This is a genomic window from Desulfobulbus oralis (assembly GCF_002952055.1).
GTDB classification, from domain to species: Bacteria; Desulfobacterota; Desulfobulbia; order Desulfobulbales; family Desulfobulbaceae; genus Desulfobulbus; species Desulfobulbus oralis.
Map to the genome: position 1 here is coordinate 1,999,246 of NZ_CP021255.1, position 24,028 is coordinate 2,023,273.

Genomic DNA, 24,028 nt, shown 5'->3' on the forward strand with positions numbered 1-24,028 from the left:
TATGCAGGACTGTGAACTGGAGTTTTTGTGGCTGAACGGGACACCCAAAGATTTGCCGCTCCCGGCCTACGCAAGCGCAGCCGCGGCGGGCATGGATGTGGCTGCGGCGCTGGATGCCCCCCTGACCCTTGCGCCTGGCGCGATTGCCCTGGTGCCCACCGGCTTTGCCGTGGCCATTCCGGAGGGCTGCGAGCTGCAGGTGCGGCCCCGCTCCGGGCTTGCTGTCAGGCATGGGGTGACGGTGGTGAACGCGCCAGGCACCATTGATGCCGATTATCGTGGTGAAGTCAGGGTCGGACTGATCAACCTGGGGCCGGCGGCCTACACCATCCGGCGCGGCGATCGCATCGCCCAACTGGTCTTGGCGCCAGTGCTGCGGGCGACGGTGAAGGTAGTGACCCAGCTTGCGGGGACGGTCCGGGGCAGCGGCGGCTTTGGCCATACCGGCAGATAACGGGAAAACGGCGTGCGTTGCATCGTTTTGGGCAGCGGCAGCAGGGGCAATGCAACCCTGATAGAGGCCGGATCCACCCGGGTGCTGGTGGATAACGGCTTTTCGGCAAAGGAACTCCTTGCCCGGCTGCAACGGGTGGCCATCGAGCCGGAGAGTATTACCGCGCTGCTGCTGACCCATGAGCACAACGATCACGTGGCTGGTGCGGGCGCACTGGCGAGAAGACTCAGGCTGCCGGTTTATGGCAATGTGCCCACCCTGCGCGCCGCGGAGGCCAAGCTGGGCAAGGTCCCGGAGCTGCACGAATTCAACACCGGAGACAGCTTTGCCGTGGAGGGCGTCGAAATTCACGCCTTCAGCGTCTCCCATGACACGGCCGATCCCGTGGGCTTTACGGTGAGCGATGGCCGGCAGTGCATTGGTTACTGCACTGATACCGGCACGGTGACGCGGCTCCTGCGCCACACGCTCTCCGCCTGTCAGGGCCTGGTGCTGGAGGCCAACCACGATGTGGACATGCTGCGGGACGGGCCCTATCCGCTGGCCCTGCAGCAGCGGGTGCTCTCCAGTCAGGGGCATCTCTCCAACGAGCGCGCGCTCCAGCTTGTCGCCGAGCTGGCCCAGGAGGGACTGCGCAAGCTCGTTTTGGCGCATTTGAGTGAAATCAACAACGCGCCGGAGCTTGTGCAGCGGGAAATAGCGCGCTGGAGCGCCGTGCTGGCCGGGCTCGAGATCCGGCTCGCCAGCCAGCATCGGCCCGCGCCGGTTCTGGATTTGGATGCCGGGGAAGGCGGCTAGCCGCGCGGATGGTATTTTTTGTGCACTTCCTTGAGCCGGCTGGTGTCGATATGGGTGTAGATCTGCGTGGTGCTGATGTCGCTGTGACCCAGCATCATCTGCACCGAGCGCAGGTCGGCCCCGCCGCCGAGCAGGTGGGTGGCAAAGGAATGGCGCAGGGTATGCGGGCTGATCTGTTTGCGGATGCCGGCGCTGAGAGCCGCTTTCTGGATAATTTGCCAGAAGCGGATGCGGGTCATGGCTTTACCACGGCTGGTGACAAAAAGGTCCGGGGAGGGACGGCCCTGCAGCAGGAGCGGTCGGCTTTTCCGGAGATATTCCTGGATGACACAGGCCGTTTGTTCTGCAAAGGGAATGACCCGTTCCTTGTTGCCTTTGCCCAGAACACGCAGGTGACCATTTGCAAGGCTGCAGGCTGCGAGCGGCAGCCCCACCAGTTCGGAGACCCGAAGACCGGTGGCATAGAGCAGGTGCAGCATGGCGTGGTTGCGCAGGCCAATGGGGCTGTCCGTGCGAAAACAGTGCAAAAGCGTCTCCACTTCCGCCACAGTGAGCGCTTTGGGGAGCTGGAGACCTGTCTTGGGCGCATCCACCAGATTGAGGGGGTTTATCGGCAAATCGCCCCTGATCACCAGAAAATTGCCGTAGGCGCGCAGCGCCGCCAGACGGCGGGCCAGGGAGCGCGCCGTGATGCCGCGTTGTCTGCAGGCTTCCAGATAGTCGTGGATTTGCGCCTGGACGCACTCGGGCCTGTCTGCAAGCTGTCCGGTGCCGAGACTGGTAAAAACGTCCTGCAAATCCGAACGATAGGCTGCCACGGTGTTGGCCGAAAGTCTGCGCACGGTGGTGAGGTAATCCAGAAAAGGCTGTAAACTGGACATGCTCTGGCAGCGGGAAAACGTCAATAAAAAAACCGGCGGGAGACCGCCGGTTTTGTGTTCAAACGCGATTTTTGATCCGGTTGAACTTGCGAAGTTTTCGAAGCGCCTCGGCTGCTTTACGGCGCTTTCTGATGCTGGGTTTTTCGTAAAACTCGCGCCGTTTCAGCTCACGCTTGATACCGTCAATCTGCAACTTTTTTTTCAACTGACGGATTGCGTATTCGAGGTCACCTCGCACTTCCACTTCAATCATGAAATCACATCCTTTCCGGTTGAATGCACAAAATGAAAAACCATTAACTGCGCCACTATACCATGTTGCTTCTTTCTGTCAATTCCAAAGCGCGGCAACAGCCTGCGGCCTTTTTTTGAAAAAACCGCCTCAGGACTGAAGCAGGACCTGCCCCATCCAGGTCAGTGTGAGGCTCATGAGCAGGTAAAACGCGCAGGCGGCCAGGGTGAGGGGCAGAATCCTTTTCCACGATCTGTGGCCATATCCCTGGGGAAAATGCCTGCGCACATAGCGTATCTGCGTGCCTGCGGACAGGAACAGCCAGCCGGTCATGTACAGGAGCATGAGCGTCGCGGTGCAGGAGTCCAGCACCCGGGTATCGGTCTGTATCAGGGCAAGGCCCGGATTGAGCAGCAGAATCACGCAACCCGCCATACACCACCAGAAGGACGACCTGGCGTGCCCCACCTCGTGGAGTGCCCGCCAGTTCAGCATCTGCACTGCTGCGCCGAAGACCGGAGTGAAAAGGAAGCTCAGCGCCACGGTCGCAAGCGGGCTCCACAGAAGGGGGAGGGGACTGGCGGGCTGCTGCCGGGTTTGTTTAATCTGCAAGGCGGACATCTGTGACGACGGGTCTGGCCCCCAGGAGATAGTCGGCCCGGACATTGCCCAGGGCGGCGAAGATCTGGCCTTTGGCGCCGGGAACACGGCGGTAGATTTCAAGCGCCAGATTGTGCATGGTCTCACGCCGGGTACGACCGGCAAGCGGGCAGGATGAAGCCACCGGCTGCAGCCGGTTCATGGCGGCCAGGGCGGCAATGTCCGCCTTCTCCACATAGGCGAGGGGGCGGATCAGGGTGAGCTGTCCCCGAAAGAGCCGCTGTTTGGGCCCCATGGTACTGATATTGCCCGCGCAGGTGAGATTCAGGAGAAAGGTTTCGATGACATCATCCTGGTGGTGCCCCAGGGCCACCTTGTTGCAACCCAGGTGACGCGCCGCGCGGAACAGGCTGTTGCGTCGGTTCCTGGCACAGGCAAAGCAAGTGCCCGCTGCATGCTCCCGGCTCCCGTTCGCGGCAGAATCCGGCCCCGGCCGCAAAGCTGCCAGCAGCTCGAGGCCCAGGCCGTTTTTGGCCAGCTCTTCTGTAATCGCCAGGGCGGATGGGCCCGGGTTTTCGGGTGTGCCGTCCATGCATACATGCGCCGGCAGCAGTTCGTAGCGGATCGGAGCCTTTTTCTGCCAAACGTGGAGCAGCAGCGCCAGCACCAGGGAGTCCACGCCCCCGGAAACGGCGACCAGGATCCGGTCGCCGTCTGCCAGCATGGCATAGTCATGCATGGCCTGCCCCACCAGTCGGTTGATCCGGGGCGGAACCTGCATGAGCGCTCTGCTCATTTGCCCAGATAGCGGCACTCTGTGAGAATGCTTTGCAGCCCTTCGCGGGTCAGTTCCTCGGCTGTGCGCCAGGTGATGCCGCGTTTGCCGGCCTTGCCGATGGCAAACAGGTTTTCCATGAGCGATTCCTGCTGTTCGTCAAAGCGGCCATGGCACAGTACGGCGCCGGAATTGACGTCGTAGAGCCGGTAGTCCACGGTCACCGCGGCTGGCTGCTGCACGCCGTAGGGCCCGCCGTCCCGTTCCACGTAGCGGCTGAGCGAGGTTTCCAAAAGCGCCGTGCAGCCCACGCTCCGCGCCGCTTCCCGCGAGGCGTCCAACTTCACGATTTCCCCCGGCAACTGGATACCCTGCACCTGTTCGCTGGCGATAAAGCGGATTTTTCCGCCCTGGCCCAGGATGTCGCGCAGAATGCCATCGGTCACCGCGATGCCCGTGTCGAGACGCCTGTCCCTCGCCCCGCTCATGACCGCTGCCTGTACCGGCAGCACGCCGATGCAGGTCGGCGCGGGCGCAGGGGATTTTTTGGCATCGGCCGTGCCCTGATGCCCGCCTGTGGCGGAACAGGCGGAACTCAGAGCCAGGGCAGCCAGCAGCGCAGTGGAGATGAGTATGTTTTTTGTGGTCACAGAAAGCCCCCTATCATGAGTGAATGAAGTAGCGTAAGCCGCGCCGCAACATTACAGCACGCCCTTTGAGGAAAGCTGACCCTTGAGCCCGGCAAGCGGCGTGACCGCGGCTCTCAGCGCCCGGCCCAGCGCCTTGAAAACGGCTTCCACGATGTGGTGGCTGTTTTCGCCGTGGAGCAGCTCCACGTGCAGGGTGCAACCTGCATGTAGGGCAAAGGCACGCAGAAATTCCTTGATCAGGCATGCGTCAAAGTCGCCGATTTTTTCCTGCGGCAGCTCCACATCGTAGTGCAGAAAGGGCCGGTTGGAGAGATCCAGGCAAACGCGCGCCAGCGTTTCGTCCATGGGCACATAGGCATGGCCATAGCGGGCTATACCGGCCTTGTCGCCCAGAGCCTGGGCAAAGGCCTGTCCCAGGCAGATCCCCATATCTTCCACCGTGTGATGGCCGTCAACCTGGAGATCGCCCTGCGCCTGCAGACTGAGGTCGAAAAAACCATGCACTGCCAGCAGGCTGAGCATGTGCTCCATGAAGCCCAGCCCGCAGGCCACGTCGGCCCGCCCACTGCCGTCAAGGAGCAGGTCGAGATGGATTCTGGTTTCCAGGGTGTGCCGCTCGATGCTGGCCTTTCGTCCCTTTGATTGCGCCATGGATAAGGTCCGGGGAAGTTCAGCGTTCTTCCACAAAGATGCTGCGGAGTTTGTAAAAATAATCCAGGCCGGACCAGACAGTCAGCACGAGGGCGACATACATGATGCAGCGGCCGATGGAGTAGATGGGCAGGAACGAGAGCAGGTGTTCGGGAAAGATGAGGAAGCCCAGGCCAATGTACTGCGAGGTGGACTTCAGCTTGCCCAGAAAACTGGCTGCCACCACCGTGCCCGTGGATGCGGCCACGCCACGCAGGCCCGTGATGACAAATTCGCGCACAATGATCACCAGCACCAGCCAGGCCGGAATACGGCCCAGGGGGATGAGCATCAGCATTGCCGTGGCAACCAGCACCTTGTCGGCCAGGGGATCCATCAGTTTGCCCAGAATCGTGACGCTTTCCCAGCGCCGTGCCAGGTAACCGTCCACCCAGTCGGAGCATGCGGCCAGAATGAAAACCAGAAGGGCCAGCAGGGCCGTGCCGGTGGTCTGCGGCCTCATCAGGAGAAACATCAGCACCGCGGTGAGCAGAAAGCGGCCGCCAGTGATGAGGTTGGGGATGGTCAAAACTTTCCTATGCGTTTTCACTGTACGGTCACCAGTTGTTTTACCTTGATGGAACTCGTCTTGTCGGGTGTGGCGCTTTTCTGCGCATTCTGGGCCATGACCGCGGCGGCGGCCGGCGGCCGGGCGTCTGCGGCCGTGCCCTCGGCGCCGCTGCGGTAGGCTCGGTAGTGCCGCAGCACCTTGGCCACATAACCCCGGGTTTCCGGGATATTGGGCACGGCCCAGATGGGCGCGACCCGGTTGGGGCCCGCATTGTAGGCCGCAAGGCACAGCTCCAGATTCCCGCCGAACTGGTTCAGCATCTGGCGCAGATAGCGGGCGCCGCCAAAGATGTTCTGCCGGGCGTCGAAGGGATTGCGCACGTTGAGATCCCGTGCCGTGTCCGGCATGAGCTGCATCAGCCCCTGGGCACCTTTGGGGGACAGTGCATAGGGATTGAAGTTGGATTCGGCCTTGATGACCGCCTTGATGAGCATGGGATCCAGCCGGTGGACGCGTGCCGCATGCTGGATATGCTCGTTGATGTCCCGGGGCGTGGCCGGATAGCTGTACCGGTAGCTGAAACCGTAGTTGTACATGGGGCTGGCCGCGCTCTGGCCCCCGTCGAAGAAGAACAGGTCATACATCTGCCTGGCGAGTTTGGTGCGTGGCCGGGTTGTGGCCGGGGCGGAGGCACTTGGGGCGGAGGAACTGCGGCTCGCAATGGTCCGCAGCAGCCGCTCCTCGTTGGACACCCGGGTGAAGGACGTGCTTTCGAGACGGCTCGGGGCCAGCGGCTGGGTCTGCTGGCCAAAGAGACTGCCGCGGCCGGTGGCGGTGCGGGCGCTTCGGCGCTGGCTCACCGGTTTTGCGGTCAGCCTGTAGCGCCCGTCGCCCGGCGCGTTGGTGTAGTGATATACGCCCTTGGCGTCGATATAGGCATACATTTCGGCCTGGGCTGCCAGGGGCAGCAGCAGGACAAGACACAGACCAGCCGAAACCAGGGAGTAACGCATAGTGCCTCCGCCTACTTCTGCCGTTTTTCCCAGTCGGCCAGGAACTGCTGGATACCGCGATCGGTCAGCGGGTGCTTGGCGAGCTGGGCGATAACCTTGTAGGGAATGGTGGCGATGTCCGCGCCAATGCGGGCCGCATCCAGCACGTGCATGGGGTGCCGCACCGAGGCAACGATGATCTCCGTGGTAAAGCCGTAGTTCCGGTAGATGGTCATGATGTCGGAGATCAGCTCCATGCCGCTCTGGCCGATGTCGTCCAGACGGCCCACAAAGGGGCTGACAAAGGTCGCGCCCGCCTTGGCGGCCAGAAGCGCCTGGGCCGCCGAAAACACCAGGGTGACATTGGTCTTGATGCCTTCGGCAGAGAGCAGTCTGACTGCCTTCAAGCCTTCCTCCAGCATGGGGATCTTGATCACGATATTATCCGCGATCCTGACCAGTTCCCGGGCTTCTCCGACCATGCCCTCGGCTTCGAGGCCGATCACCTCGGCGCTGACCGGGCCCTCGATCAGGCTGCAGATTTCTTTCAGAATGTCAGGAAAAGGACGGGCTTCTTTCGAGACCAGAGAGGGATTGGTGGTGACGCCATCGACCATGCCCAATGCGAGCGCTTTTTTGATCTCGTCCACATTGGCGGTATCAATGAAGAATTTCATGCTTGCTCCTTTTCCGGTTGTAAAAAAATGCGACGGCAGCTTTCGCTGCAAAAGTAGCGGATGCCCTCAGGCCGGTTCAGGGTCAGGGCCTGTTTGCGGGGTACGAGCCGGTGACAGACCGGGTCTTCCTCCAGAACGTCCTCAATCGCTTTGGTTTTTGCATCCGGCTGAAGCGCAGCCTGTCCCTGGCCGAGATGTTTGCGCAGGCGCAGACCGGCATAAGCCGTCATTGCACCGAGGACCAGCAGGCGTGGCAGGAACATAGGCAAATCTCCGTGGCAGATTCTGGAGCGAAACATACAAAAAATTTGCCTTATTATATAGCCGGGCAAAAGGCTTTGTCTAACCATTTCGGCAGTGGCCAAAAGAAAAGGCTGACAGACGTCCATGAAGGCCGGGCGGCAGGGGCCATGGCCAGGCAGGGGAGGGGGCTTCCGAGCGCCTTGAACAAGGCGGGGCGGTCGCTCTGAAGTCAACGAAAAGCCGGGTCAGGGCCGCGCTGCCGTGGTGGCGCCTGCGGACGCGCCCGTCGATCGAAGGCCGCGTCCGCGGGGCCCGTGGTCATTTTTAAGGGTGTGATGCCCCTGAACATCTGCCGGGATGAACAGCACAAGAGGAGGCTTTGTCCCATCCGGCCGGTGCTGCTCTTTTATGTGCCACGCCCTGGCATTTTATGAATTCGCCGCTAGCATTTTGTTTTTATCTACGCTACGTTGAATTCCCCTCTCTCGTCATCTTTTTGGTAATCCCTCATCATCCTCAAACCAAAGGGTTCCTCATGAACGACGCTCTGAACCTGAGTCGAATGCGTGATCCCTCCTTCACAGAGGAAGTGGAGGCACGTAGCGGACAAAATTTGTCGACCTGCTACCAGTGCGGCAATTGCACTGCCGGATGTCCTGCAGGTTTGGCCTATGACCTGCCGGTGAACCAGATTATGCGAGGCGTGCAGTTAGGGCTGAAGGATGAAGTGCTGAACTCGCGTTCCATCTGGATGTGCCTTTCCTGTTCCACCTGCAGCCTCAGATGCCCCAACGAAATCGAAGTTGCGGGCGTCATGGAAACCCTGCGCCACATGGCCCGTGAAGAGGGCCGCGTCACCGTCCCCAAGATGGAAAAATTCTGGTGGTCCTTCCTCGACACCGTACGCGCCTTCGGCCGTACCTATGAAGTGGGGACCATGGCGCTGTACATGATGCGCAGCCTGCGCGTCACAACAGATGTCGACCTTGTCCCCAGCGCGCTTGCCAAAGGCAAGCTGGGCCTCAGACCCCACAAGATCCCGGGCGGCGCCGAAGCGGTTACCCGCATCTTCAGGCGCTACAGAGAGCGTGCCCAACGCGAGGGGGTGCGGCCATGAATTTTGCCTACTATCCCGGATGCTCGGCCATGGGCTCGTCCCAAGACTATGAACGATCCACCCAGGCCGTGTGCCGTGCGCTGGATATGAACCTGGTGGCCATCCCGGACTGGAACTGCTGCGGTTCAACCCCTGCCCATGCCGTGAACATTGAACTTTCCGCAGCGCTCTGCGTGCGCAATCTCGACATTGCCGCCCGCGAGCAGGCGGAGATTCTGCTCACTCCCTGCCCAAGCTGCCTGTCCAATCTGAAAATGGCGGCCAAACGTATGGAAAATCCGGAGTTCCGCAGTCGGGTCAACGAGTTGCTGGACAGCCCGGCTTCCGAGCAATGGCCACCGGTCACCTCGGTCATGCAGGGCATTGCCCGGCACTTCGACATGTCGGCCATCAAAAGCCGCGTCCGTACCAGCCTGAAGGGCCTCAAGCTGGCCGCCTACTACGGCTGCCTGATGAGCCGGCCGGCAGACCTCATGCAGTTCGAGGATCCGGAAAACCCGATGCTCATGGAGAACATGCTCTCCGCCTGCGGCGCGGAGCTGGTGGATTTTCCTCTGAAAACGACCTGCTGCGGCGCGGCCTTCGGTATTACCGAACGCCCGCTGACCGCCAGAAACTCGGGCCGTATCCTGGAACTGGCCGCGACGCTCGGAGTGGACGCCATTGTGGTGGCCTGCCCCCTCTGCCAGATGAACCTCGACCTGCGCCAGAAGCAGGCCGGCCGGGCCGGGGAAACCAGCTACAACATCCCGGTACTCTACTTCACCCAGTTGCTGGGTCTGGCCTTTGACCTGCCCAGGAAGGAACTGGCCCTGAACAAACTGACCGTCAGCGCCGACAGGCTGCTCGAAAAGCTGGCCGGGCTGCGCCGCAAGGATGAAAGCACAAGCACCGAAGGAGGCAGACAATGAGAATAGGCGTCTTTATCTGCCACTGCGGCAGCAACATCGCCGGAACAGTTGACTGCGCCAGGGTGGCGGAAATCGCCCGCAGCTACCCGGACGTCGTGTATGCGACCGACCCGATGTACACCTGCGCCGAACCGGGTCAGGCGGCCATCGAGGCGGCCATTCACGAGCACAGGCTCGACGGCGTGGTCGTGGCATCCTGTTCGCCCCGCATGCACGAGACCACCTTCCGCCGTACCGTGGAACGGGCGGGGCTGAACCGCTACATGTTTGAAATGGCCAACATCCGCGAGCACGTCTCCTGGATTGGCAAGGACAGGGAGGCCAATACCAACAAGTCTGCCGAACTGGTGCGTCTGGCGGTGGAGAAGCTCCGCAACGACAGGCCCTTGGTGGCCAAACAGTTCGACGTCAACAAGCGGGTGCTGGTCATCGGCGGCGGCGTGGCCGGCATCCAGGCGGCCCTTGACTGCGCGGAGGGCGGCATTCCGGTGGTGCTGGTGGAACGGGAAGCCACCATCGGCGGCAAGATGGCCAAGCTGGACAAGACCTTCCCTACCATCGACTGTTCGGCCTGCGTTCTGGGCCCCAAGATGGTGGACGTGGCCCAGCATCCGAACATCACCCTCTACGCCTACTCCGAGGTGGAGGAGGTGTCCGGCTTTGTGGGCAACTTCACGGTCAGAATCCGGAAAAAGGCGACCCACGTGGACTGGAGCCTCTGCACGGGCTGCGGCGCCTGCACCGAGAAATGCCCCAGCAAAAAGACGCCCGACACCTTCAACGAATACACCGGCGACACCACTGCCATCACCATTGCCTTTCCACAGGCCATTCCGAAAAAGGCGGTGATCAATCCGGAATACTGCCGCCAGCTCACCAGGGGCAAATGCGGCGTCTGCGCCAAGGTCTGTCCGACGGGCGCGATCAAGTACGACATGGAGGACGAGGTCGTCACCGAAGAGGTGGGCAGCATCGTGGCGGCCACCGGCTATGACCTCATGGACTGGACCGTGTACCAGGAGTACGGCGGCGGCGCCTATCCGGATGTCATCACCTCCCTGCAGTACGAGCGCCTGCTTTCGGCCTCGGGTCCCACGGGCGGTCACATCAAGCGGCCCTCCGACGGGCGCGAGCCCAAAAACGTGGTCTTCATCCAGTGCGTGGGTTCACGGGACAGATCCATCGGCCGGCCCTACTGCTCCGGCTTTTGCTGCATGTATACGGCCAAGCAGGCCATTCTGACCAAGGATCATATTCCGGATTCCCACTCCGTTGTCTTCTATATGGACATCCGCGCGCCGGGCAAGCTGTACGACGAGTTCACCCGCCGGGCCATGGAGGAGTATGGCACGGAATACATCCGCGGTCGCGTTTCCAGGATCTATCCGGATGGCAAAGGCCAGCTCGTGGTCATGGGTGTGGACACCCTCATGGGCAGGGCGGTGGAAGTCAGGGCCGATCTCGTGGTCCTTGCCGTGGGCATCGAGGCCAGCAGGGGCGCTGCCCAGTTGGCGGAAAAGCTGCGCATCTCCTATGATCACTTTGGTTTCTTCGTGGAAAGCCACGTCAAGCTGAAGCCCGTGGAAACCAATACCGCCGGCGTGTTCCTAGCCGGCGTTTGCCAGGGGGCAAAGGACATCCCGGCCTCGGTGGCGCAGGGTTCGGCGGCTGCGGCCAAGGTGCTGGCCCTCTTCTCCAGGGACAAGCTGGAAAACGATCCCCAGATCGCCTCGGTGGATATCCGGCGCTGCGTGGCCTGCGGCAAGTGCATCCGCTGCTGTCCTTTCGGCGCCATCGAGGAAGTGGCATTCCGGGGCGAGACCAAGGCCCAAGTCATTGAAACCGTATGCCAGGGCTGCGGTATCTGTACCTCGACCTGTCCCCAGGGCGCCATCCAGCTTTCCCATGCAACCGACAACCAGATTCTTGCGGAGGTAAACGCCTTATGCCAGTATTAGAGGGCAAGGAATTGAGAATAGTGGGCTTTCTCTGCAACTGGTGCTCCTATGGCGGCGCCGATACCGCAGGTGTGGCCCGGGCAACCCAGCCAACCGATCTGCGCATCATCCGCGTGCCCTGCTCGGGCCGCATTGATCCGCTCTTCATTGTCAAGGCGCTGCTGAACGGCGCGGACGGCGTTCTGGTCTCCGGTTGTCATCCCCGCGACTGTCACTACTCGGCCGGCAACTTCTACGCCCGCCGGCGCCTGGAAGTGCTGAAGCACTTTCTGCCCGTTCTGGGCATTGACGAGCGCCGCTTCGAATACACCTGGGTTTCGGCCTCCGAAGGCCAGCGCTGGCAGCAGGTGGTCACGGTTTTCACCGAACGCATCCACAAGCTGGGCCCTGCGCCGCGCTTCGAGAACGCCGAACCGCTGATGAAGGTGGCGGACATGGCGCTCTCTTCCCTGCGCCCCCTGGGCACCGGCCAGAAAGCGGCCTTGAGCGAACTCAAGGAGGCCATCAGGGTCAAGCTGCCCGAACTGGACTGCGTGATCGGCTGGCAGGAGGGCTACGACGCGGCCCACACGGTGCCCATCTTCATGAGGACGCCCGAGGATGTGGACAGGCTCGTGTGGGGGCCCTTCAACGTGAATAACCCGGCGACCTATCTGCCTGATTTCAAGGGCAAGAAGGTGGGCATTGTGGTCAAGGGCTGCGATTCGCGCTCTGTGGTCGAGCTGCTGCAGGAAAAGCTGGTCAAACGCGAGGACATCACCATCTTTGCCCTGCCCTGCGAGGGCACGCTGGACATGGACCGGGTGAATCAGGAGCTGGGGCGCTATACCACGATCGACCAGGTGGTTTACGACGAGGCTGGTGTGACCATCACAGCGGATGGTCAGGAGCACCGCTTCTGCATGGCCGACTATGCCCAGGGCAAATGTTACGGCTGTACGACCCCCACGGCGGTGCTGTTCGACACCCTGAAGGGTGAGCCCACCAGGGTGGAACCCGGGCCCTACACCCCGCCCGAACTCGCGATGCTGGACGCCATGACGCTTGATGAACGCATGGCCTTCTGGAACACCCAGATGGCTCGCTGCCTGCGCTGCTACGCCTGCCGCAACGCCTGCCCCATGTGCGTCTGCCGCGACTACTGCATTTCCGACAGCCGGGAGCCGCACTGGATGAGCCAGGAGGACAGCCCCAAGGAAAAGCTTTTCTACCAGACCATCCACGCCCTGCATCTGGCCGGGCGCTGCACCGGTTGCGGCGAATGCCAGCGCGCCTGCCCGGTCGGCATCCCGATCCTGGCGCTGCGCCAGCAGATCAGCCGTGCGGTGGCCCAGTTGTTCGACGGCTATCAGTCCGGACTCGATCCCGAGGTCGTGCCGCCGCTTCTGGGATATGAGGTGGAAGAGAAGAACATTCAAGAGAGGGAGTGGCAATGAGCACGATCCGCTTTGTAAGCGCCGACGGCCTGCCTGCGTTTCTGGCCTATCTCTCGAAGGATGGCCGGCGCGTGTTGGCTCCGGTGGAAAAACCCGCCGACAAAAAGTCAGTGGTTTTTGAACCCTGGCAGGAGGGCCAAGCCTTTACCCTGGCCAAGGCCACCGTGCCTGCAAAGACAGCGGTGCTGCCGCAGTGCGAAACCCTGGTGACCTACAAAAAAATCAAGGATCCGCAAGATCCCGGCAAGGTCAATCTGACGCTGGACGATAGCCCTGAGGCGCAGCCCACCGTGATCTTCGCCTGCCGGCCCTGCGACGCCAAAGGGTATGCGGTGCTGGACCGGCCCTATCTGCACGGTCCCTACGCGGATCCCTACTACCAGGCGCGGCGTGAGCAACTGACCGTCATCACCCTGACCTGTCCCAGGGGCTGCAACACCTGTTTCTGCCACTTTGTGGGCGGCGGACCGGCCTCTCCGACCGGTTCCGACGTGCTGATGACCGAGATCGAGGACGGTTTCGTGCTGCAGGCGCTGAGTGCCAGGGGGGAAGCCATTCTGGCCGAATCCGGGCTGGCTGACGGTTCGGATCGCATGGGCAAGGTCAAAGCCGCCCGCAAGGCGGCCAACGACGGCCTTGTGCCCTCGCCCAACTGGCAGGTGGAGGAGGTCAGGCGGAAAGTGGCGGAGCGCTTCACGGATCTGGAGTTCTGGCAACGGCAGACCGAGCGCTGCATTTCCTGCGGCGCCTGCACCTACTTCTGCCCCACCTGCTACTGCTTCACCATTACCGATGAGGGCGAGGCGGTGAGCGAGCGGGGCGGACGCCGGCTCCGGAGCTGGGACAACTGCATGTCCTCGCTCTTTACCCGCGAGGCCAGCGGCCACAATCCGCGCGTGGCCAAGGCGGCCCGCATGCGCAACCGCGTGTCGCACAAGTATTCGACCTATCCTGAAACCTGGGGTTTCTTCTCCTGCAGCGGTTGCGGCCGCTGCATCAGCAACTGCCCCACCGGCATGGATATCCGCGCCATGGTGGCGGCAGCCGTCAACTACGGTAAAAACGAGTAGGAGGGAGCCGTGATAGAAGCAAAAAACAACAAAGGCAAAATGCTGCGCGAACTCGCGCCCCGACCGCTGATGCCCGGCAATCCCTACAAACCCATGGCGGCCACAGTCAGGGAAGTCATCCAGGAGACCGGCAACATCAAGACCCTGCGGGTCGTGCTGGACGAGCCCGAAGCGATGCAGAACTTCCACTACGAGCCGGGTCAGGTGGGCCAGCTTTCCGTGTTCGGCGCGGGCGAGTCCACCTTTGTCATCAACTCGCCGCCTTCCCAGAGGGAATATCTGCAGTTCTCCGTGATGCAGGCCGGCGAAGTCACTTCGGCCATCCATCGCCTGTCTGTGGGCGACAGGGTGGGCGTGCGTGCGCCTCTGGGCAATTTTTTCCCCTACACTGACTGGAAGGGCAAGAACATCTTCTTTGTCGGCGGCGGCATCGGTATGGCGCCCATCCGCACCATCATGCTGCACCTTCTGGAGCACCGGGCCGACTACGGCAGGATCAGCCTGCTTTACGGCGCGAAATCGCCCAGGGACATGGCCTACAGCTATGAAACCGAGGACTGGCTGAAGCGTGAGGATCTGGACTGCACCCTGTGCATCGACAACCCCTATGAGGGCTGGCCGCACAGGGTGGGCCTGATTCCAAACGTGCTGAAGGAGCTGAACCCCAGCCCGGACAACTGCGTGGCGGTACTCTGCGGGCCGCCCATCATGATCAGGTTCACGGTGCAGGCGCTGGAGGGCCTGAACTTTGCGCCGGAAAATATCGTGACCACGCTGGAGAAGCGGATGAAGTGCGGCATCGGCATCTGCGGCCGCTGCAATATCGGCAGTCATTACGTGTGCATCGACGGCCCGGTCTTTACCTGGAAACAGCTTCAGGACTTGCCGCCCGAGATGTAAGCCGGGGCAGCACCGCATGGAAAAGGGGCGGCTTCTGGCAGGGGTCGCCCCTTTTCCATGTTGGCGGGTAGGGAGCGTTTTAAATTTGTCCTTTGCTCACAGTTCGGGAGAACAATGCTGCCCTCTCCTCGCAACGGCTGTTGGCAAATGCGCTGAAGCCGCCTGCGAGGAGCTGGGTGTGAGGGGTGGCCCAGGCTCGCAGAGCAGAGCGTACAAATGCACCACTGGGTAGGGGCATGAAGAGGTAAAAGGGCAGGGCGCTATTGCTCCCTCATTGACGCCAGCCACGTTCTGGCCCGCTGAACACAAGCACGCCGAAAGAGATGCGGCCACGGCCAAAACCGGCTATGGTGCGGCTGACAATTGCTGGCGCAAGCCAAGTCCCCATTCACAACCCAGGATTCTTTATGATGCGATTCTTTTTGGCCAGTGGCGCGCTCTTCGCCCTGGTGGGCGTGGTCAGCCGTGCCCTCTCCGCCCACACCCTTATAGACCGGCTCACCGCCTCGGGCAAACTGGACCAGTTCAACCTGGCCTCGGACTATATCCTCATCCACGGCCTGGCCCTGATCGCGGTGGCGCTCCTGCTCCAGGCCGCGCCCTGCCGGCCCGCGACTCTCGCCGGGTGTTGCTTTTTCGTGGGCGGCCTGCTCTTTCCGGTCACGGTGTTCATGAAATGCTTTGCGCCGATGGGCACAAGCGGCATACTCACGCCCATTGGCGGCGGCATACTCATGCTGGGCTGGCTTTTGCTTGCCTGCGCCGCGCTGGTGGCAAGGTTTGCCTAAAAGGATAAATAACTATCAGACCAGTTTCCACAAACAGCAAGGAGATGCCCATGAAACCCCGCCGTTCCAATCTCTCGGTTCCGGGCCATGTCGCCAAAATGCACGCCAAGGCAGCGGACAGCGCCGCCGACGTGGTCATGCTGGATCTGGAAGACAGCGTGCCCTTTGAGGCCAAGGAGGCTGCGCGCCAACAGGTCATCGACTCGCTGTTGCACCTGGACTGGGCGAAGAAGACGGTCACCGTACGCATCAACGGTTTGGACACGGCCTTTGCCTACCGCGATCTGATAGCGGTGGTGGAGCAGGCTGGCCATGTGCTGGATGCCATCGTCATTCCCAAGGTGAACCACGAGGGCGATATCCATTTCGCCGAGCGTCTGCTGGGGGGCATTGCCCTGCACAAAGGCGGCCCGGACAACATCGGCATCGAGGCCTCCATCGAGACGGCAGAGGGGCTGTTGCGCGCCAGTGCCATAGCGCAGGCCAGCGCGCGCGTGCAGACGCTGGTCTTCGGCATTGCCGACTACCAGACCTCCATCGGCGCGCGTCTGGTCTCCATTTCCGGTCATGGCGAAAAGGAAGAGGCGCTCTACCCGGGCCACCGCTGGCATTTTGCCATCAGCAGGATGGTAATGCATGCCAAGGCTGCCGGCAGGATGGCCATTGACGCACCCTACGGCAATTTCAGGGATCCGGACGGCCTGCGGCGTTCAGCGGTCATGGCCTGTGCTCTGGGCTGCGACGGCAAATGGGCCATTCACCCGGAGCAGATTGCGATCATCAACGAGGTCTTCACCCCGTCCCAGGAAGATATCGCGCTGGCGGCCAAGGTGATCGAGGCCAGCAATGCGGCCAGGAGCGCCGGCCGGGGCGCGGTTGCGGTGGAGGGCCGGATGGTGGATCAGGCCACGGTGCGGCTGGCGACCCGGCTTTGGGAACAGGCCAGGCACCTGGGGCTGGCTTGCCCGTCCATCACAGAGTGATCTGTTGACTGGGACGCGGACATTGGCACCCCTCCCACAGCAACTTCGTATAGATGTTTTCAGGTATCGCCGAACGAGGTTCTCCACAGGGAGGCGGCCATCAGGCCTGGCCGGAGCGGGGGCCAGCCGCACCTATGTGGTAAGATCAGATAGTCAGGCGCGGGGGGCCTGCTTACCGGAATGAGGGCAGGGCGCAACACGCCAGGCTCCTTGCCATCCGCTGCGCCACGTGTCCCGGCCCGCTGTATCCGTCACGGCGCGGGCCGGGAAGACCGGCTGTTACCGTACCGCTTCGGGTGGCCTTCTCAATGTGGAGACGGCCCTGCCGCCCCTCATTGCAGGGCCCGCATGCGGTTGATGGATTCACTGTTTTTTTGCAGCCGGGCGCTCAGTTCCACAGCCTTCTCCCGCTCCCTGGCAACCACCGCCTCCGGCGCTTTTGCGGTGAAGTTCGGATTGTCCAGCTTGCCCTGTATGCGGCTCAGCTCCGCTTCCAGTTTGGCCCTTTCCCGCGCAAGCTTTTCCAGTTCGCTTGCCACATCCAGAAGATCCCGGAGCGGCACCACCAGTTCCACGTCCCCTACCAGCGCGTGGCCGGCGTCGTTCGGCACAGCGCCTGCCGCCACAATGGCCAGTTCCTCGGCCTTGGCCATGGTCATGATATCCGCCCGGTATCGCTCCAGAAGCTGCCGGCGCTCCGCATTGGGGCAGATGAGCGTGGCTTTTATCTGCGCGCCCGGATGCAGTTCCGCAGTGGTACGGATGCTGCGCAGGCCGGAAATCACGTCCATGAGCAGGCTCATCGCGCCATTGCCCGCGTCGTCGTTCCAGGAGGGCACGGCTTCCGGGAAGGGCGCCAGCATGAGATAGCCGCGCCTGCCCGGCAGATGGCTCCAGATCTCCTCGGTCACAAAGGGGATGATCGGGTGCAGCAGTTTCAGGGTGGCCTCGAACACACTCAGGAGCGTGCGCCTCGCCTCATGCGCCTCATCGCTGTCCGTTTTGAACAGGTCTTTCTTGATCCACTCCAGATACCAGTCGCAGAGGTGGTGCCATACGAACTGGTAGCAGAGCGAGGCCGCGTCGTTGAAGTTGTAGCTGTCCAGTGCCCGCCGCACCTCGCCTACGGTGGCGTTCAACCGGTGCAGCATCCAGCGGTGCACGAGCCCTTCGGGCCGCTCTCCCGGCTGGAAGGCCTGCAGGTCCGGCTCCTGATGCAGGTGCATGACCGCAAAGCGGGCCGCATTCCACAGCTTGTTGATGAAGCGGCGGTAGCCCTCGATGCGTTCCGTATCCATCCGGATCTCCCGGCCCTGGGCGGCAAAGGCGGTGAGCGTAAAGCGCAGGGCGTCGGCGCCGTACTGGGCGATCATGTCCATGGGGTCGATGACATTGCCCGTGGACTTGGACATCTTCTTGCCGAACCTGTCGCGCACCAGGGCATGGAGATAGACGTCGCGGAAGGGCACCTCGTTCATGATGTGCAGGCCCATCATCATCATGCGCGCCACCCAGAAGAAGAGAATGTCGAAGCCGGTACTCAGCACGGAAGTCGGGTAGAACATGGCCAGCTCCCTGGTTTTTTCCGGCCAGCCCATGGTGGTGAAGGGCCAGAGCGCGGAGCTGAACCAGGTGTCCAAGACGTCCTCTTCCTGTTTGATGTTGCCGCCGCCGCAGTGGGCGCAGACGCTGGGCTCTGCCGTGCTCACCGTGATTTTGCCGCAGTCCGCGCAGTTCCAGGCCGGGATGCGGTGGCCCCACCAGATCTGCCGTGAGATGCACCAGTCACGGATGTTGGCCATCCAGCTGTAGAAGGTCTTGTCCCAGATGTCCGGATGGATTTTGATCCGCCCCGACTTCACGGCCTCGACCGCCTTGTCCGCCAGCGGCCGCACCGACACGAACCACTGGTCGGAGATGTAGGGCTCGACCACCGTGTGGCAGCGGTAGCAGCAGCCGACCGCATGGCGGTAGGGCTCTTCCCTGACCAGAAAACCCTGTTCCTTCAGATCGGCCACGATGCGCCTGCGGCAGGCAAAACGGTCCAGCCCCTGATAGGAGCCGGCCTGTTCATTCATGATGCCGTTGTCGTCAAACACGACCACCTGCTCCAGATTGTGGCGCTGGCCCAGTTCGTAGTCGTTGCGGTCATGGGCGGGGGTGACCTTGAGGGCGCCGGTGCCGAATTCCCGCTCCACATAGCTGTCCCTGATCAGGGGGATCGTCCGGCCGGAAAGCGGCAGGAGGAATGCCGTGCCCGCGGGCAGGTGCCGGTAGCGCTCGTCCTCCGGGTGCACGGCCACGGCGGTGTCGCCCAGCATGGTTTCCGGTCGGGTGGTGGCGATAATCACGCCCCGGCCGCCATCGGCCAGCGGATAGTGCACGTGGTAGAGCATGCCGTCCTGATCCTCGTGCTCCACCTCGTCGTCGGCCAGGGCGGTGTGGCAGCGCGGGCACCAGTTGACGATATAGGGGCCCTTGTAGATGAGACCCTCCTGATAGAGGCGCACGAAGACCTCGCGCACGGCCCGGGAGAGGCCCTCGTCCATGGTGAAACGCTCGCGGTCCCAGTCGCAGGACAGGCCCAGATGCCTGAGCTGATTGAAGATGGCCCCGCCTTTTTCGGCCCGCCACTGCCAGACGCGCTCGACAAAGGCTTCCCGGCCCAGCTTGTGGCGGCTGCTGCCTTCCCTGGCGAGCTGGCGTTCCACCACGTTCTGGGTGGCAATGCCCGCGTGGTCGGTGCCCGGCACCCAGAGGGTGTTGTCGCCCAGCATCCGGTGGTAGCGCACCAGGATATCCTGCAGGGTATTGTTCAGGGCATGGCCGATGTGCAGCACCCCGGTCACGTTCGGCGGGGGAATGACAATGGAAAAGGCCGGCTTGCCGGCATCCATGCGGGCGCTGAAGGTCTTGTCTGCAAGCCAGCGGGCAAGCCAGCGCTGCTCCAGCTCGGCAAACTCGTAGGTTTTGCCGAGCTCCCTGGTCTCGGAATGTTCAGATGCGTTCATGGTTCGACTTGTGAGGCTGAAGAGGAAAGGAAAGGGCCTGACCGGCCGCGTTTACAGGACACTCCAGGGCCTCGGCATGAAAAGCTGGGTGTAGAGAGCGATGGCGTAACGGTCGGTCATGCCGGCGATGAAGTCGCAGACCTGTCGGTGACGCCGGCGTTCCTCGAGGGCGTTTGCCGGCGGCGGCAGTTTCGGGCAGGCCGCGGACAGATCGCCGGTCGGCCGCTCGTGTTCCTGAAAGTAGGCGTACAGTTCCCGGATGACGCGCTGCGCCTTCTCGAATTCCCGGTGCACCCGGTAGTTGCGGTACACGTTGTCGTAGAGAAACTGCCGGAGTTCGGTGATGGTCTCGTTCATGCCCTCGCTCAGGTGCAGATGGCCGTCATCGGCGGCCCTGGTCCGGCTCACCAGGTCTTTCACCATGGCGTTGATGCGCTCGGAGGAGCGGTTGCCCAGGATCTTTCGCAGGTGGGGGGGCAGAGCCAGGGGCGAGAGCATGCCGGCCCGGATGGCGTCGTCCATGTCGTGATTCACATAGGCCATGATGTCCGCCACCCGCACGAGCTGGCCTTCCAGGGTGGCGGCCAGGGCGCTGTGATCGCCTTCCGGCAGGATGGGGCCGTAACCTTTGGAGTGTTTGATGATGCCGTTGCGCACTTCCCAGGTGAGATTGAGCCCATCACCCCCGTTTTCCAGAAAATCCACCACGCGCAGACTCTGCACGAAATGGCGGAAGCCGCCCGGATGGAGCTGGTTCAGGGTGAATTCGCCCGCATGGCCAAAGGGGGTGTGCCCCAGATCATGACCCAGGGCGATGGCCTCGGTCAGGTATTCGTTCAGCCTGAGGCACACGGCCATGGTGCGGGCGATCTGCGAAACCTCCAGCACATGGGTCAGCCGGGTGCGGTAGTGGTCGCCGGCCGGCGCCAGAAAGACCTGGGTCTTGTGCTTCAGCCGGCGGAAGGTCTTGGAGTGGATGATACGGTCCCGGTCGCGCTGGAAATCGGTGCGGAGTTCACAGCGGTCTGGCTCGGGCCGCAGCCGGCCCCTCGAGCTGGCGCTCCGGCAGGCATGGGCTGAGAGTGTCAGCGCTTCCTGTTCCTCCTGCAGGGCGCGCACCGTTTTCATCACAGGCTCCTACTTGCTTTTCCAGAGCAGCCAGGCCCGGATGAACCTGTCCAGCCGGCCGTCCAGTACGGCCTCCACGTTGCCCTCCTCCAGACCGGTCCGGTGGTCCTTGATGAGCCGGTAGGGCTGCAGGACGTAGGAGCGGATCTGGCTGCCCCAGGCGATGTCCTTCTTGTCGCCCTGCAGGTTCTCCTGCGCCTTCATCTTTTCTTCCTGCTCCAGCTCGTAGAGCCGGGCCATGAGCATTTTCATGGCCATGTTCTTGTTGCTGTGCTGGGAGCGTTCGTTCTGGCACTGCACCACGATGCCGGTCGGAAAATGGGTGATGCGGATGGCCGAATCCGTCTTGTTGACGTGCTGGCCGCCGGATCCACTGGCCCGGAAGGTATCGATGCGAATGTCCTTTTCGTCGATTTCGATGTTGACGTTGTCGTCCAGCTCCGGCATGACCATCACCGAGGAAAAGGAGGTGTGCCGCCTGCCGCTGGCGTCAAAGGGCGAGATGCGCACCAGCCGGTGGATGCCGAGTTCCGAGCGCAAAAGCCCGTAGGCGTTCTTGCCCTTGATGAGCATGGCCACACTCTTGGTGCCGGCCTCTTCGCCGGGCAGGAGGTCCAGGATGTCGCTTTTGAAGGCGTGGGTTTCGGCCCAGCGCAGATACATGCGCATGAGCATCCCGGTCCAGTCCATGGCTTCGGTGCCGCCCGCACCGGCATGGATGGTGAGGATGGCGTTCCTGGCGTCGTGTTCGCCCGTGAACATGCAGTCCAGCTCCACCATGTCCACCCGTTCCCTGAGGCCGTCCAGACTCGATACCAGCTCCTGGAAACTGGCCTCGTCCTGTTCCTCGACGGCCATGTCGAGGAGCAGTTCCGCGTCTTCCAGGTCACCGTAGTTTTTGTCCCACGCGCCGACCATGTCCTGCAACTGGCCCAGTTGCTGCTGCACGGCCGCGGCCTTGTCCTGATCGTCCCAGAAGCCGGGGCTGAGGCTCTGGAGTTCCAGCAGTTTTATCTGTTCCCGCCTGCCATCCAGGTCAAAGATGCTCCTTAAGGGCCTGCATGCGGCCCTTGAGGTTTGCAATGAGCTGTCTGGTTTCTGTCGCGTCCGTCATGTCCATATGGCGCCTCGCCTGGATGTTGTGAATCTTTTTGCGCTTTGTCCCTGGTCGCAAACACAGGCGGGCATATAAACAGAAGCGGCAGGGAACGTCAAGGTCTGCCTGTCCGGGCCGGCATGCAGAACTGCCTGCGGGCAGCGCGCTGGCCCAGCCGCCGGAGGAGAACCGGCAGGAGCAGCGGCAGGATGAGCAGAGCGCAGCAGAGGCCAAAGGCATGACCCACCTTGGTGAACACGCTGACCGAGTGCATGAGCGGCAGGCTGTCTGCAACCGCCATTTCGGTAAAGAGCCCGGTTTCGCCGGTGATGCGCCCCAGGGGATCAATAAGGCCGCTGATGCCGGTATTGGCGGCGCGTACAAGCGATCTTCTGTTTTCCACAGCCCTGAGCACAGCCATGGCCAGCGACTGCACCGGCGCGGAGCTGCGGCCGTACCAGGCGTCGTTGGTGAGGTTGGCGAGGCAGTTCGCCCCCTGAGCCGTGCTGTTTCTGGCGATTTTCGGGAACACCGATTCGTAGCAGACGAGTACGCCGGGCCGCAGTTCACGGCCGTCCGGGGTCGGAGCCGCGAGCGGGCCCGAGTGTCTGCCCGGAGTGAAGTCGCCGATGGTTTCGGCCAGAGGTTTCAGAAAGAAGAGGAGCCGCTTCAGGGGGATATATTCGCCAAAGGGCACAAGGTGCTGCTTGGCGTAAGTGCCTGCCACCCGGGCATTGGGGCCAATCAGCAGCGCGCCGTTGAAATACTGCACCACCCGACCTTCCAGGGTCTCTGTCACCCGGTAGAAAGGCGCGCCGGTCAGGAGCATGGGGCCGCGGGCGGCAAAGCCGGCCACCCGGCTGGCCAGCGGGTCGTCCTGGGGATAAAAGGGCAGGGCGCTTTCCGGCCAGATCAGGAGATCCAGATCATTGTCTTTGGCCAGCCCCGCCGACAGACCGAGATAACGGGTTACGGTCTCCTCCTTGAAGGCAGGGTTCCACTTCAGATCCTGTTCGATATTGGCCTGCACCAAGCCGATGCTGGCCCGCTGGGCTGCTTCGATTTCCGCCCTGGTTTCCTTTTGCCGCATGCCGCTGTATCCAGCCAGCACGACGAGCAGACAGAGCGCCGAAGCCGTGGGGGCGCAGAGGGCCTTCAGACCCGAGCGGCGCAGGACCACAGGCAGAAGCGCCAGGAGCGAATTCACGAGCACCAGGGTAAAGGTCAGCAGATGATGGCCCCCCAGATCGGCCGGTGTCAGCAGGAGTGGTACGCGAAAAAGCCCGTAGCCCAAGTCCATCCAGGGAAAGCCGGTGAAGAGCTGGCCTCTCAGGGCATCCAGTCCTGTCCAGACGACAGGCGGAGCCCACAGGGCCAGCATGGCGGCCCGAGCCGGCCGAAAGTCGGCCCAAAGCCGGTGCAGGGCCAGCAGCAAACGGCAGAACAGGGCGTTGTAGAGGGCCATGTAGACGGCCAGGAGCAGGAGCACGATCCAGCTCAGCCAGGATGGCAGACCGCCGTACCTGCCAAGCACGATGGTGACCCAGGAAAGCTGACCCAGCCAGGCGGCCAGACCGAAGACAAAACCCGCCCAGCCCGCCCGCCTGGGCGCAATCTGTATTGCCATGAAAAGCGGCCAGAGGCAGAAGGGCAAAAGCCACCAGTGACCACGCCAGCTTTCCAGTCCCGGCATGGCCACGTTGACCAGAAGCGCTGCAAGGAGGGCTGCCGCAAGCGCTGCCGCCTGCCTGCCGGGGCTGTTGGCCTCGGCTTCCTGTGGAGACCTTGCGGTCAAAGGCGTTTTTTCTTTCATCACAAAGTGCCCGGGAGAGTGGGAGTATGTTTATGCATGCTGCGCTTCCTCCTGCAAAAAAGCAAACAGTTTGTCGATGTATCCGTCCCGGTCGTCAGTCATGAACAGTACATGCCTGTCCTCGAGCGCGGATTGCGTGTCACCCCATTTCCAATCTCTACGTGCATTCGGTAGGCCCAATCCACGACAATCCGAGATTCGCGTCTCCCACATGCGCTGCATGGATTGCCCCCTGGCGTTCCCCGGGCTATAATGCGGCCCTGGTCGTGCGGCACTGTCCCGTATTCATTGCCACCATCTTGCTCCCCAACAGC

At 62.3% G+C, this 24,028-nt stretch carries 24 protein-coding genes; 10 read left to right on the forward strand and 14 right to left on the reverse strand.

Features of this window, described 5'->3' with window-relative positions; translation table 11 throughout:
* The first annotated feature begins 1 nt into the window (after position 1).
* The gene (dut, locus tag CAY53_RS08840; protein WP_181040244.1) at positions 2 to 454 is read left to right on the forward strand and encodes a dUTP diphosphatase; all 453 of its coding nucleotides are present in this window, start codon (positions 2 to 4) and stop codon (positions 452 to 454) included.
* A 12-nt stretch (positions 455 to 466) separates the two neighbouring features.
* The gene (locus tag CAY53_RS08845; RefSeq protein ID WP_104936800.1) at positions 467 to 1,252 is read left to right on the forward strand and encodes an MBL fold metallo-hydrolase; all 786 of its coding nucleotides are present in this window, start codon (positions 467 to 469) and stop codon (positions 1,250 to 1,252) included.
* Here CAY53_RS08845 and xerD read toward each other — a convergent pair.
* The 10 genes from xerD to CAY53_RS08895 all read right to left on the reverse strand — a co-directional run bounded on the left by xerD (position 1,249) and on the right by CAY53_RS08895 (position 7,649).
* Positions 1,249 to 2,133, reverse strand: a complete 885-nt coding sequence (gene xerD / locus CAY53_RS08850; RefSeq protein ID WP_104936801.1) for a site-specific tyrosine recombinase XerD — start codon at positions 2,131 to 2,133, stop codon at positions 1,249 to 1,251. The two genes, CAY53_RS08845 and xerD, sit on opposite strands and share 4 nt — an antisense overlap.
* A 58-nt stretch (positions 2,134 to 2,191) precedes the next feature.
* Positions 2,192 to 2,383 (reverse strand): 30S ribosomal protein S21, encoded by a 192-nt coding sequence (rpsU, locus tag CAY53_RS08855; RefSeq protein WP_342752470.1) that lies wholly within the window; start codon positions 2,381 to 2,383, stop codon positions 2,192 to 2,194.
* Positions 2,384 to 2,515: 132 nt separating this feature from the next.
* The gene (locus CAY53_RS08860) at positions 2,516 to 2,977 is read right to left on the reverse strand and encodes a hypothetical protein (RefSeq protein WP_146106468.1); all 462 of its coding nucleotides are present in this window, start codon (positions 2,975 to 2,977) and stop codon (positions 2,516 to 2,518) included.
* Positions 2,967 to 3,746 (reverse strand): tRNA 2-thiocytidine biosynthesis TtcA family protein, encoded by a 780-nt coding sequence (locus CAY53_RS08865; protein WP_245874791.1) that lies wholly within the window; start codon positions 3,744 to 3,746, stop codon positions 2,967 to 2,969. The genes CAY53_RS08860 and CAY53_RS08865 overlap by 11 nt, the downstream gene beginning before the upstream one ends.
* 11 nt (positions 3,747 to 3,757) lie before the next feature.
* Positions 3,758 to 4,390, reverse strand: coding sequence for a hypothetical protein (locus CAY53_RS08870; protein WP_104936804.1), 633 nt, complete (start codon positions 4,388 to 4,390; stop codon positions 3,758 to 3,760).
* A 51-nt stretch (positions 4,391 to 4,441) separates the two neighbouring features.
* Positions 4,442 to 5,041, reverse strand: a complete 600-nt coding sequence (gene hisB / locus CAY53_RS08875; protein WP_104936805.1) for an imidazoleglycerol-phosphate dehydratase HisB — start codon at positions 5,039 to 5,041, stop codon at positions 4,442 to 4,444.
* A 19-nt stretch (positions 5,042 to 5,060) separates the two neighbouring features.
* Entirely contained in the window at positions 5,061 to 5,630 is a 570-nt protein-coding gene (gene pgsA / locus CAY53_RS08880; RefSeq protein ID WP_104936806.1) for a CDP-diacylglycerol--glycerol-3-phosphate 3-phosphatidyltransferase, read from the reverse strand.
* Positions 5,627 to 6,604 carry a transglycosylase SLT domain-containing protein gene (locus CAY53_RS08885; RefSeq protein WP_017865676.1) on the reverse strand — a complete coding sequence of 326 codons (978 nt, stop codon included), beginning with the start codon at positions 6,602 to 6,604 and terminating at the stop codon, positions 5,627 to 5,629. Before CAY53_RS08885 ends, pgsA begins: the two co-directional genes overlap by 4 nt.
* An 11-nt stretch (positions 6,605 to 6,615) precedes the next feature.
* Positions 6,616 to 7,260 (reverse strand): fructose-6-phosphate aldolase, encoded by a 645-nt coding sequence (fsa, locus tag CAY53_RS08890; RefSeq protein WP_104936807.1) that lies wholly within the window; start codon positions 7,258 to 7,260, stop codon positions 6,616 to 6,618.
* The gene (locus tag CAY53_RS08895; RefSeq protein ID WP_146106469.1) at positions 7,257 to 7,649 is read right to left on the reverse strand and encodes a hypothetical protein; all 393 of its coding nucleotides are present in this window, start codon (positions 7,647 to 7,649) and stop codon (positions 7,257 to 7,259) included. The genes fsa and CAY53_RS08895 overlap by 4 nt, the downstream gene beginning before the upstream one ends.
* A gap of 389 nt (positions 7,650 to 8,038) precedes the next feature.
* Here CAY53_RS08895 and CAY53_RS08900 point away from each other — a divergent pair, with 389 nt between their 5' ends.
* The 8 genes from CAY53_RS08900 (at position 8,039) to CAY53_RS08935 (ending at position 16,666) form a co-directional block, all read left to right on the forward strand.
* Positions 8,039 to 8,620 carry a 4Fe-4S dicluster domain-containing protein gene (locus CAY53_RS08900; RefSeq protein ID WP_104936808.1) on the forward strand — a complete coding sequence of 194 codons (582 nt, stop codon included), beginning with the start codon at positions 8,039 to 8,041 and terminating at the stop codon, positions 8,618 to 8,620.
* Positions 8,617 to 9,531 (forward strand): CoB--CoM heterodisulfide reductase iron-sulfur subunit B family protein, encoded by a 915-nt coding sequence (locus CAY53_RS08905; RefSeq protein ID WP_104936809.1) that lies wholly within the window; start codon positions 8,617 to 8,619, stop codon positions 9,529 to 9,531. The genes CAY53_RS08900 and CAY53_RS08905 overlap by 4 nt, the downstream gene beginning before the upstream one ends.
* Positions 9,528 to 11,489, forward strand: a complete 1,962-nt coding sequence (locus tag CAY53_RS08910) for a CoB--CoM heterodisulfide reductase iron-sulfur subunit A family protein (RefSeq protein WP_104936810.1) — start codon at positions 9,528 to 9,530, stop codon at positions 11,487 to 11,489. Before CAY53_RS08905 ends, CAY53_RS08910 begins: the two co-directional genes overlap by 4 nt.
* Positions 11,477 to 12,925 carry a hydrogenase iron-sulfur subunit gene (locus CAY53_RS13955; RefSeq protein ID WP_104936811.1) on the forward strand — a complete coding sequence of 483 codons (1,449 nt, stop codon included), beginning with the start codon at positions 11,477 to 11,479 and terminating at the stop codon, positions 12,923 to 12,925. Before CAY53_RS08910 ends, CAY53_RS13955 begins: the two co-directional genes overlap by 13 nt.
* Complete coding sequence (locus tag CAY53_RS08920) at positions 12,922 to 13,995, forward strand: 4Fe-4S dicluster domain-containing protein (protein WP_104936812.1); 1,074 nt, start codon at positions 12,922 to 12,924, stop codon at positions 13,993 to 13,995. Before CAY53_RS13955 ends, CAY53_RS08920 begins: the two co-directional genes overlap by 4 nt.
* Positions 13,996 to 14,034: 39 nt before the next feature.
* A complete protein-coding gene (locus CAY53_RS08925; RefSeq protein ID WP_104937515.1) occupies positions 14,035 to 14,895 on the forward strand; it encodes an FAD/NAD(P)-binding protein in 861 nt (286 codons plus the stop codon).
* A gap of 407 nt (positions 14,896 to 15,302) precedes the next feature.
* Positions 15,303 to 15,683 (forward strand): DUF423 domain-containing protein, encoded by a 381-nt coding sequence (locus tag CAY53_RS08930; protein ID WP_181040245.1) that lies wholly within the window; start codon positions 15,303 to 15,305, stop codon positions 15,681 to 15,683.
* 50 nt (positions 15,684 to 15,733) lie between these two features.
* The gene (locus tag CAY53_RS08935; RefSeq protein WP_104936814.1) at positions 15,734 to 16,666 is read left to right on the forward strand and encodes an HpcH/HpaI aldolase/citrate lyase family protein; all 933 of its coding nucleotides are present in this window, start codon (positions 15,734 to 15,736) and stop codon (positions 16,664 to 16,666) included.
* A gap of 332 nt (positions 16,667 to 16,998) precedes the next feature.
* On the opposite strand, the gene CAY53_RS08940 is transcribed toward CAY53_RS08935, so the two are convergent.
* From CAY53_RS08940 to lnt, 4 genes are all read right to left on the reverse strand, one after another.
* Positions 16,999 to 19,677, reverse strand: a complete 2,679-nt coding sequence (locus CAY53_RS08940) for a valine--tRNA ligase (RefSeq protein ID WP_104936815.1) — start codon at positions 19,675 to 19,677, stop codon at positions 16,999 to 17,001.
* 51 nt (positions 19,678 to 19,728) lie between these two features.
* Positions 19,729 to 20,805: a deoxyguanosinetriphosphate triphosphohydrolase gene (locus CAY53_RS08945; protein WP_104936816.1), complete on the reverse strand. Its 1,077-nt coding sequence runs from the start codon at positions 20,803 to 20,805 to the stop codon at positions 19,729 to 19,731.
* A 9-nt stretch (positions 20,806 to 20,814) separates the two neighbouring features.
* Positions 20,815 to 21,925, reverse strand: a protein-coding gene (gene prfB / locus CAY53_RS08950) for a peptide chain release factor 2 (RefSeq protein WP_104936817.1) whose coding sequence is annotated in 2 segments (ribosomal slippage) — positions 20,815 to 21,843 and positions 21,845 to 21,925 — 1,110 coding nt in all. Because the reading frame shifts where the segments join, the coding sequence is not laid out codon by codon here.
* Between the two features lie 91 nt (positions 21,926 to 22,016).
* Positions 22,017 to 23,714, reverse strand: a complete 1,698-nt coding sequence (lnt, locus tag CAY53_RS08955; protein WP_181040246.1) for an apolipoprotein N-acyltransferase — start codon at positions 23,712 to 23,714, stop codon at positions 22,017 to 22,019.
* Between the last annotated feature and the right edge of the window lie 314 nt (positions 23,715 to 24,028).

What these genes read in the sequence shown, in the direction of transcription:
- fsa (WP_104936807.1), bottom strand. Translation starts at nt 7,260, where the DNA reads ATGAAATTCTTCATTGATACCGCCAATGTGGACGAGATCAAAAAAGCG.
- CAY53_RS08865 (WP_245874791.1), bottom strand. Translation starts at nt 3,746, where the DNA reads ATGCAGGTTCCGCCCCGGATCAACCGACTGGTGGGGCAGGCCATGCAT.
- CAY53_RS08940 (WP_104936815.1), bottom strand. Translation starts at nt 19,677, where the DNA reads ATGAACGCATCTGAACATTCCGAGACCAGGGAGCTCGGCAAAACCTAC.
- CAY53_RS13955 (WP_104936811.1), top strand. Translation starts at nt 11,477, where the DNA reads ATGCCAGTATTAGAGGGCAAGGAATTGAGAATAGTGGGCTTTCTCTGC.
- CAY53_RS08930 (WP_181040245.1), top strand. Translation starts at nt 15,303, where the DNA reads ATGATGCGATTCTTTTTGGCCAGTGGCGCGCTCTTCGCCCTGGTGGGC.
- dut (WP_181040244.1), top strand. Translation starts at nt 2, where the DNA reads ATGCAGGACTGTGAACTGGAGTTTTTGTGGCTGAACGGGACACCCAAA.
- CAY53_RS08920 (WP_104936812.1), top strand. Translation starts at nt 12,922, where the DNA reads ATGAGCACGATCCGCTTTGTAAGCGCCGACGGCCTGCCTGCGTTTCTG.
- CAY53_RS08925 (WP_104937515.1), top strand. Translation starts at nt 14,035, where the DNA reads ATGCTGCGCGAACTCGCGCCCCGACCGCTGATGCCCGGCAATCCCTAC.
- xerD (WP_104936801.1), bottom strand. Translation starts at nt 2,133, where the DNA reads ATGTCCAGTTTACAGCCTTTTCTGGATTACCTCACCACCGTGCGCAGA.
- lnt (WP_181040246.1), bottom strand. Translation starts at nt 23,714, where the DNA reads ATGAAAGAAAAAACGCCTTTGACCGCAAGGTCTCCACAGGAAGCCGAG.
- CAY53_RS08945 (WP_104936816.1), bottom strand. Translation starts at nt 20,805, where the DNA reads ATGAAAACGGTGCGCGCCCTGCAGGAGGAACAGGAAGCGCTGACACTC.
- CAY53_RS08885 (WP_017865676.1), bottom strand. Translation starts at nt 6,604, where the DNA reads ATGCGTTACTCCCTGGTTTCGGCTGGTCTGTGTCTTGTCCTGCTGCTG.
- hisB (WP_104936805.1), bottom strand. Translation starts at nt 5,041, where the DNA reads ATGGCGCAATCAAAGGGACGAAAGGCCAGCATCGAGCGGCACACCCTG.
- CAY53_RS08935 (WP_104936814.1), top strand. Translation starts at nt 15,734, where the DNA reads ATGAAACCCCGCCGTTCCAATCTCTCGGTTCCGGGCCATGTCGCCAAA.
- CAY53_RS08900 (WP_104936808.1), top strand. Translation starts at nt 8,039, where the DNA reads ATGAACGACGCTCTGAACCTGAGTCGAATGCGTGATCCCTCCTTCACA.
- CAY53_RS08905 (WP_104936809.1), top strand. Translation starts at nt 8,617, where the DNA reads ATGAATTTTGCCTACTATCCCGGATGCTCGGCCATGGGCTCGTCCCAA.
- CAY53_RS08910 (WP_104936810.1), top strand. Translation starts at nt 9,528, where the DNA reads ATGAGAATAGGCGTCTTTATCTGCCACTGCGGCAGCAACATCGCCGGA.
- CAY53_RS08895 (WP_146106469.1), bottom strand. Translation starts at nt 7,649, where the DNA reads ATGGACGTCTGTCAGCCTTTTCTTTTGGCCACTGCCGAAATGGTTAGA.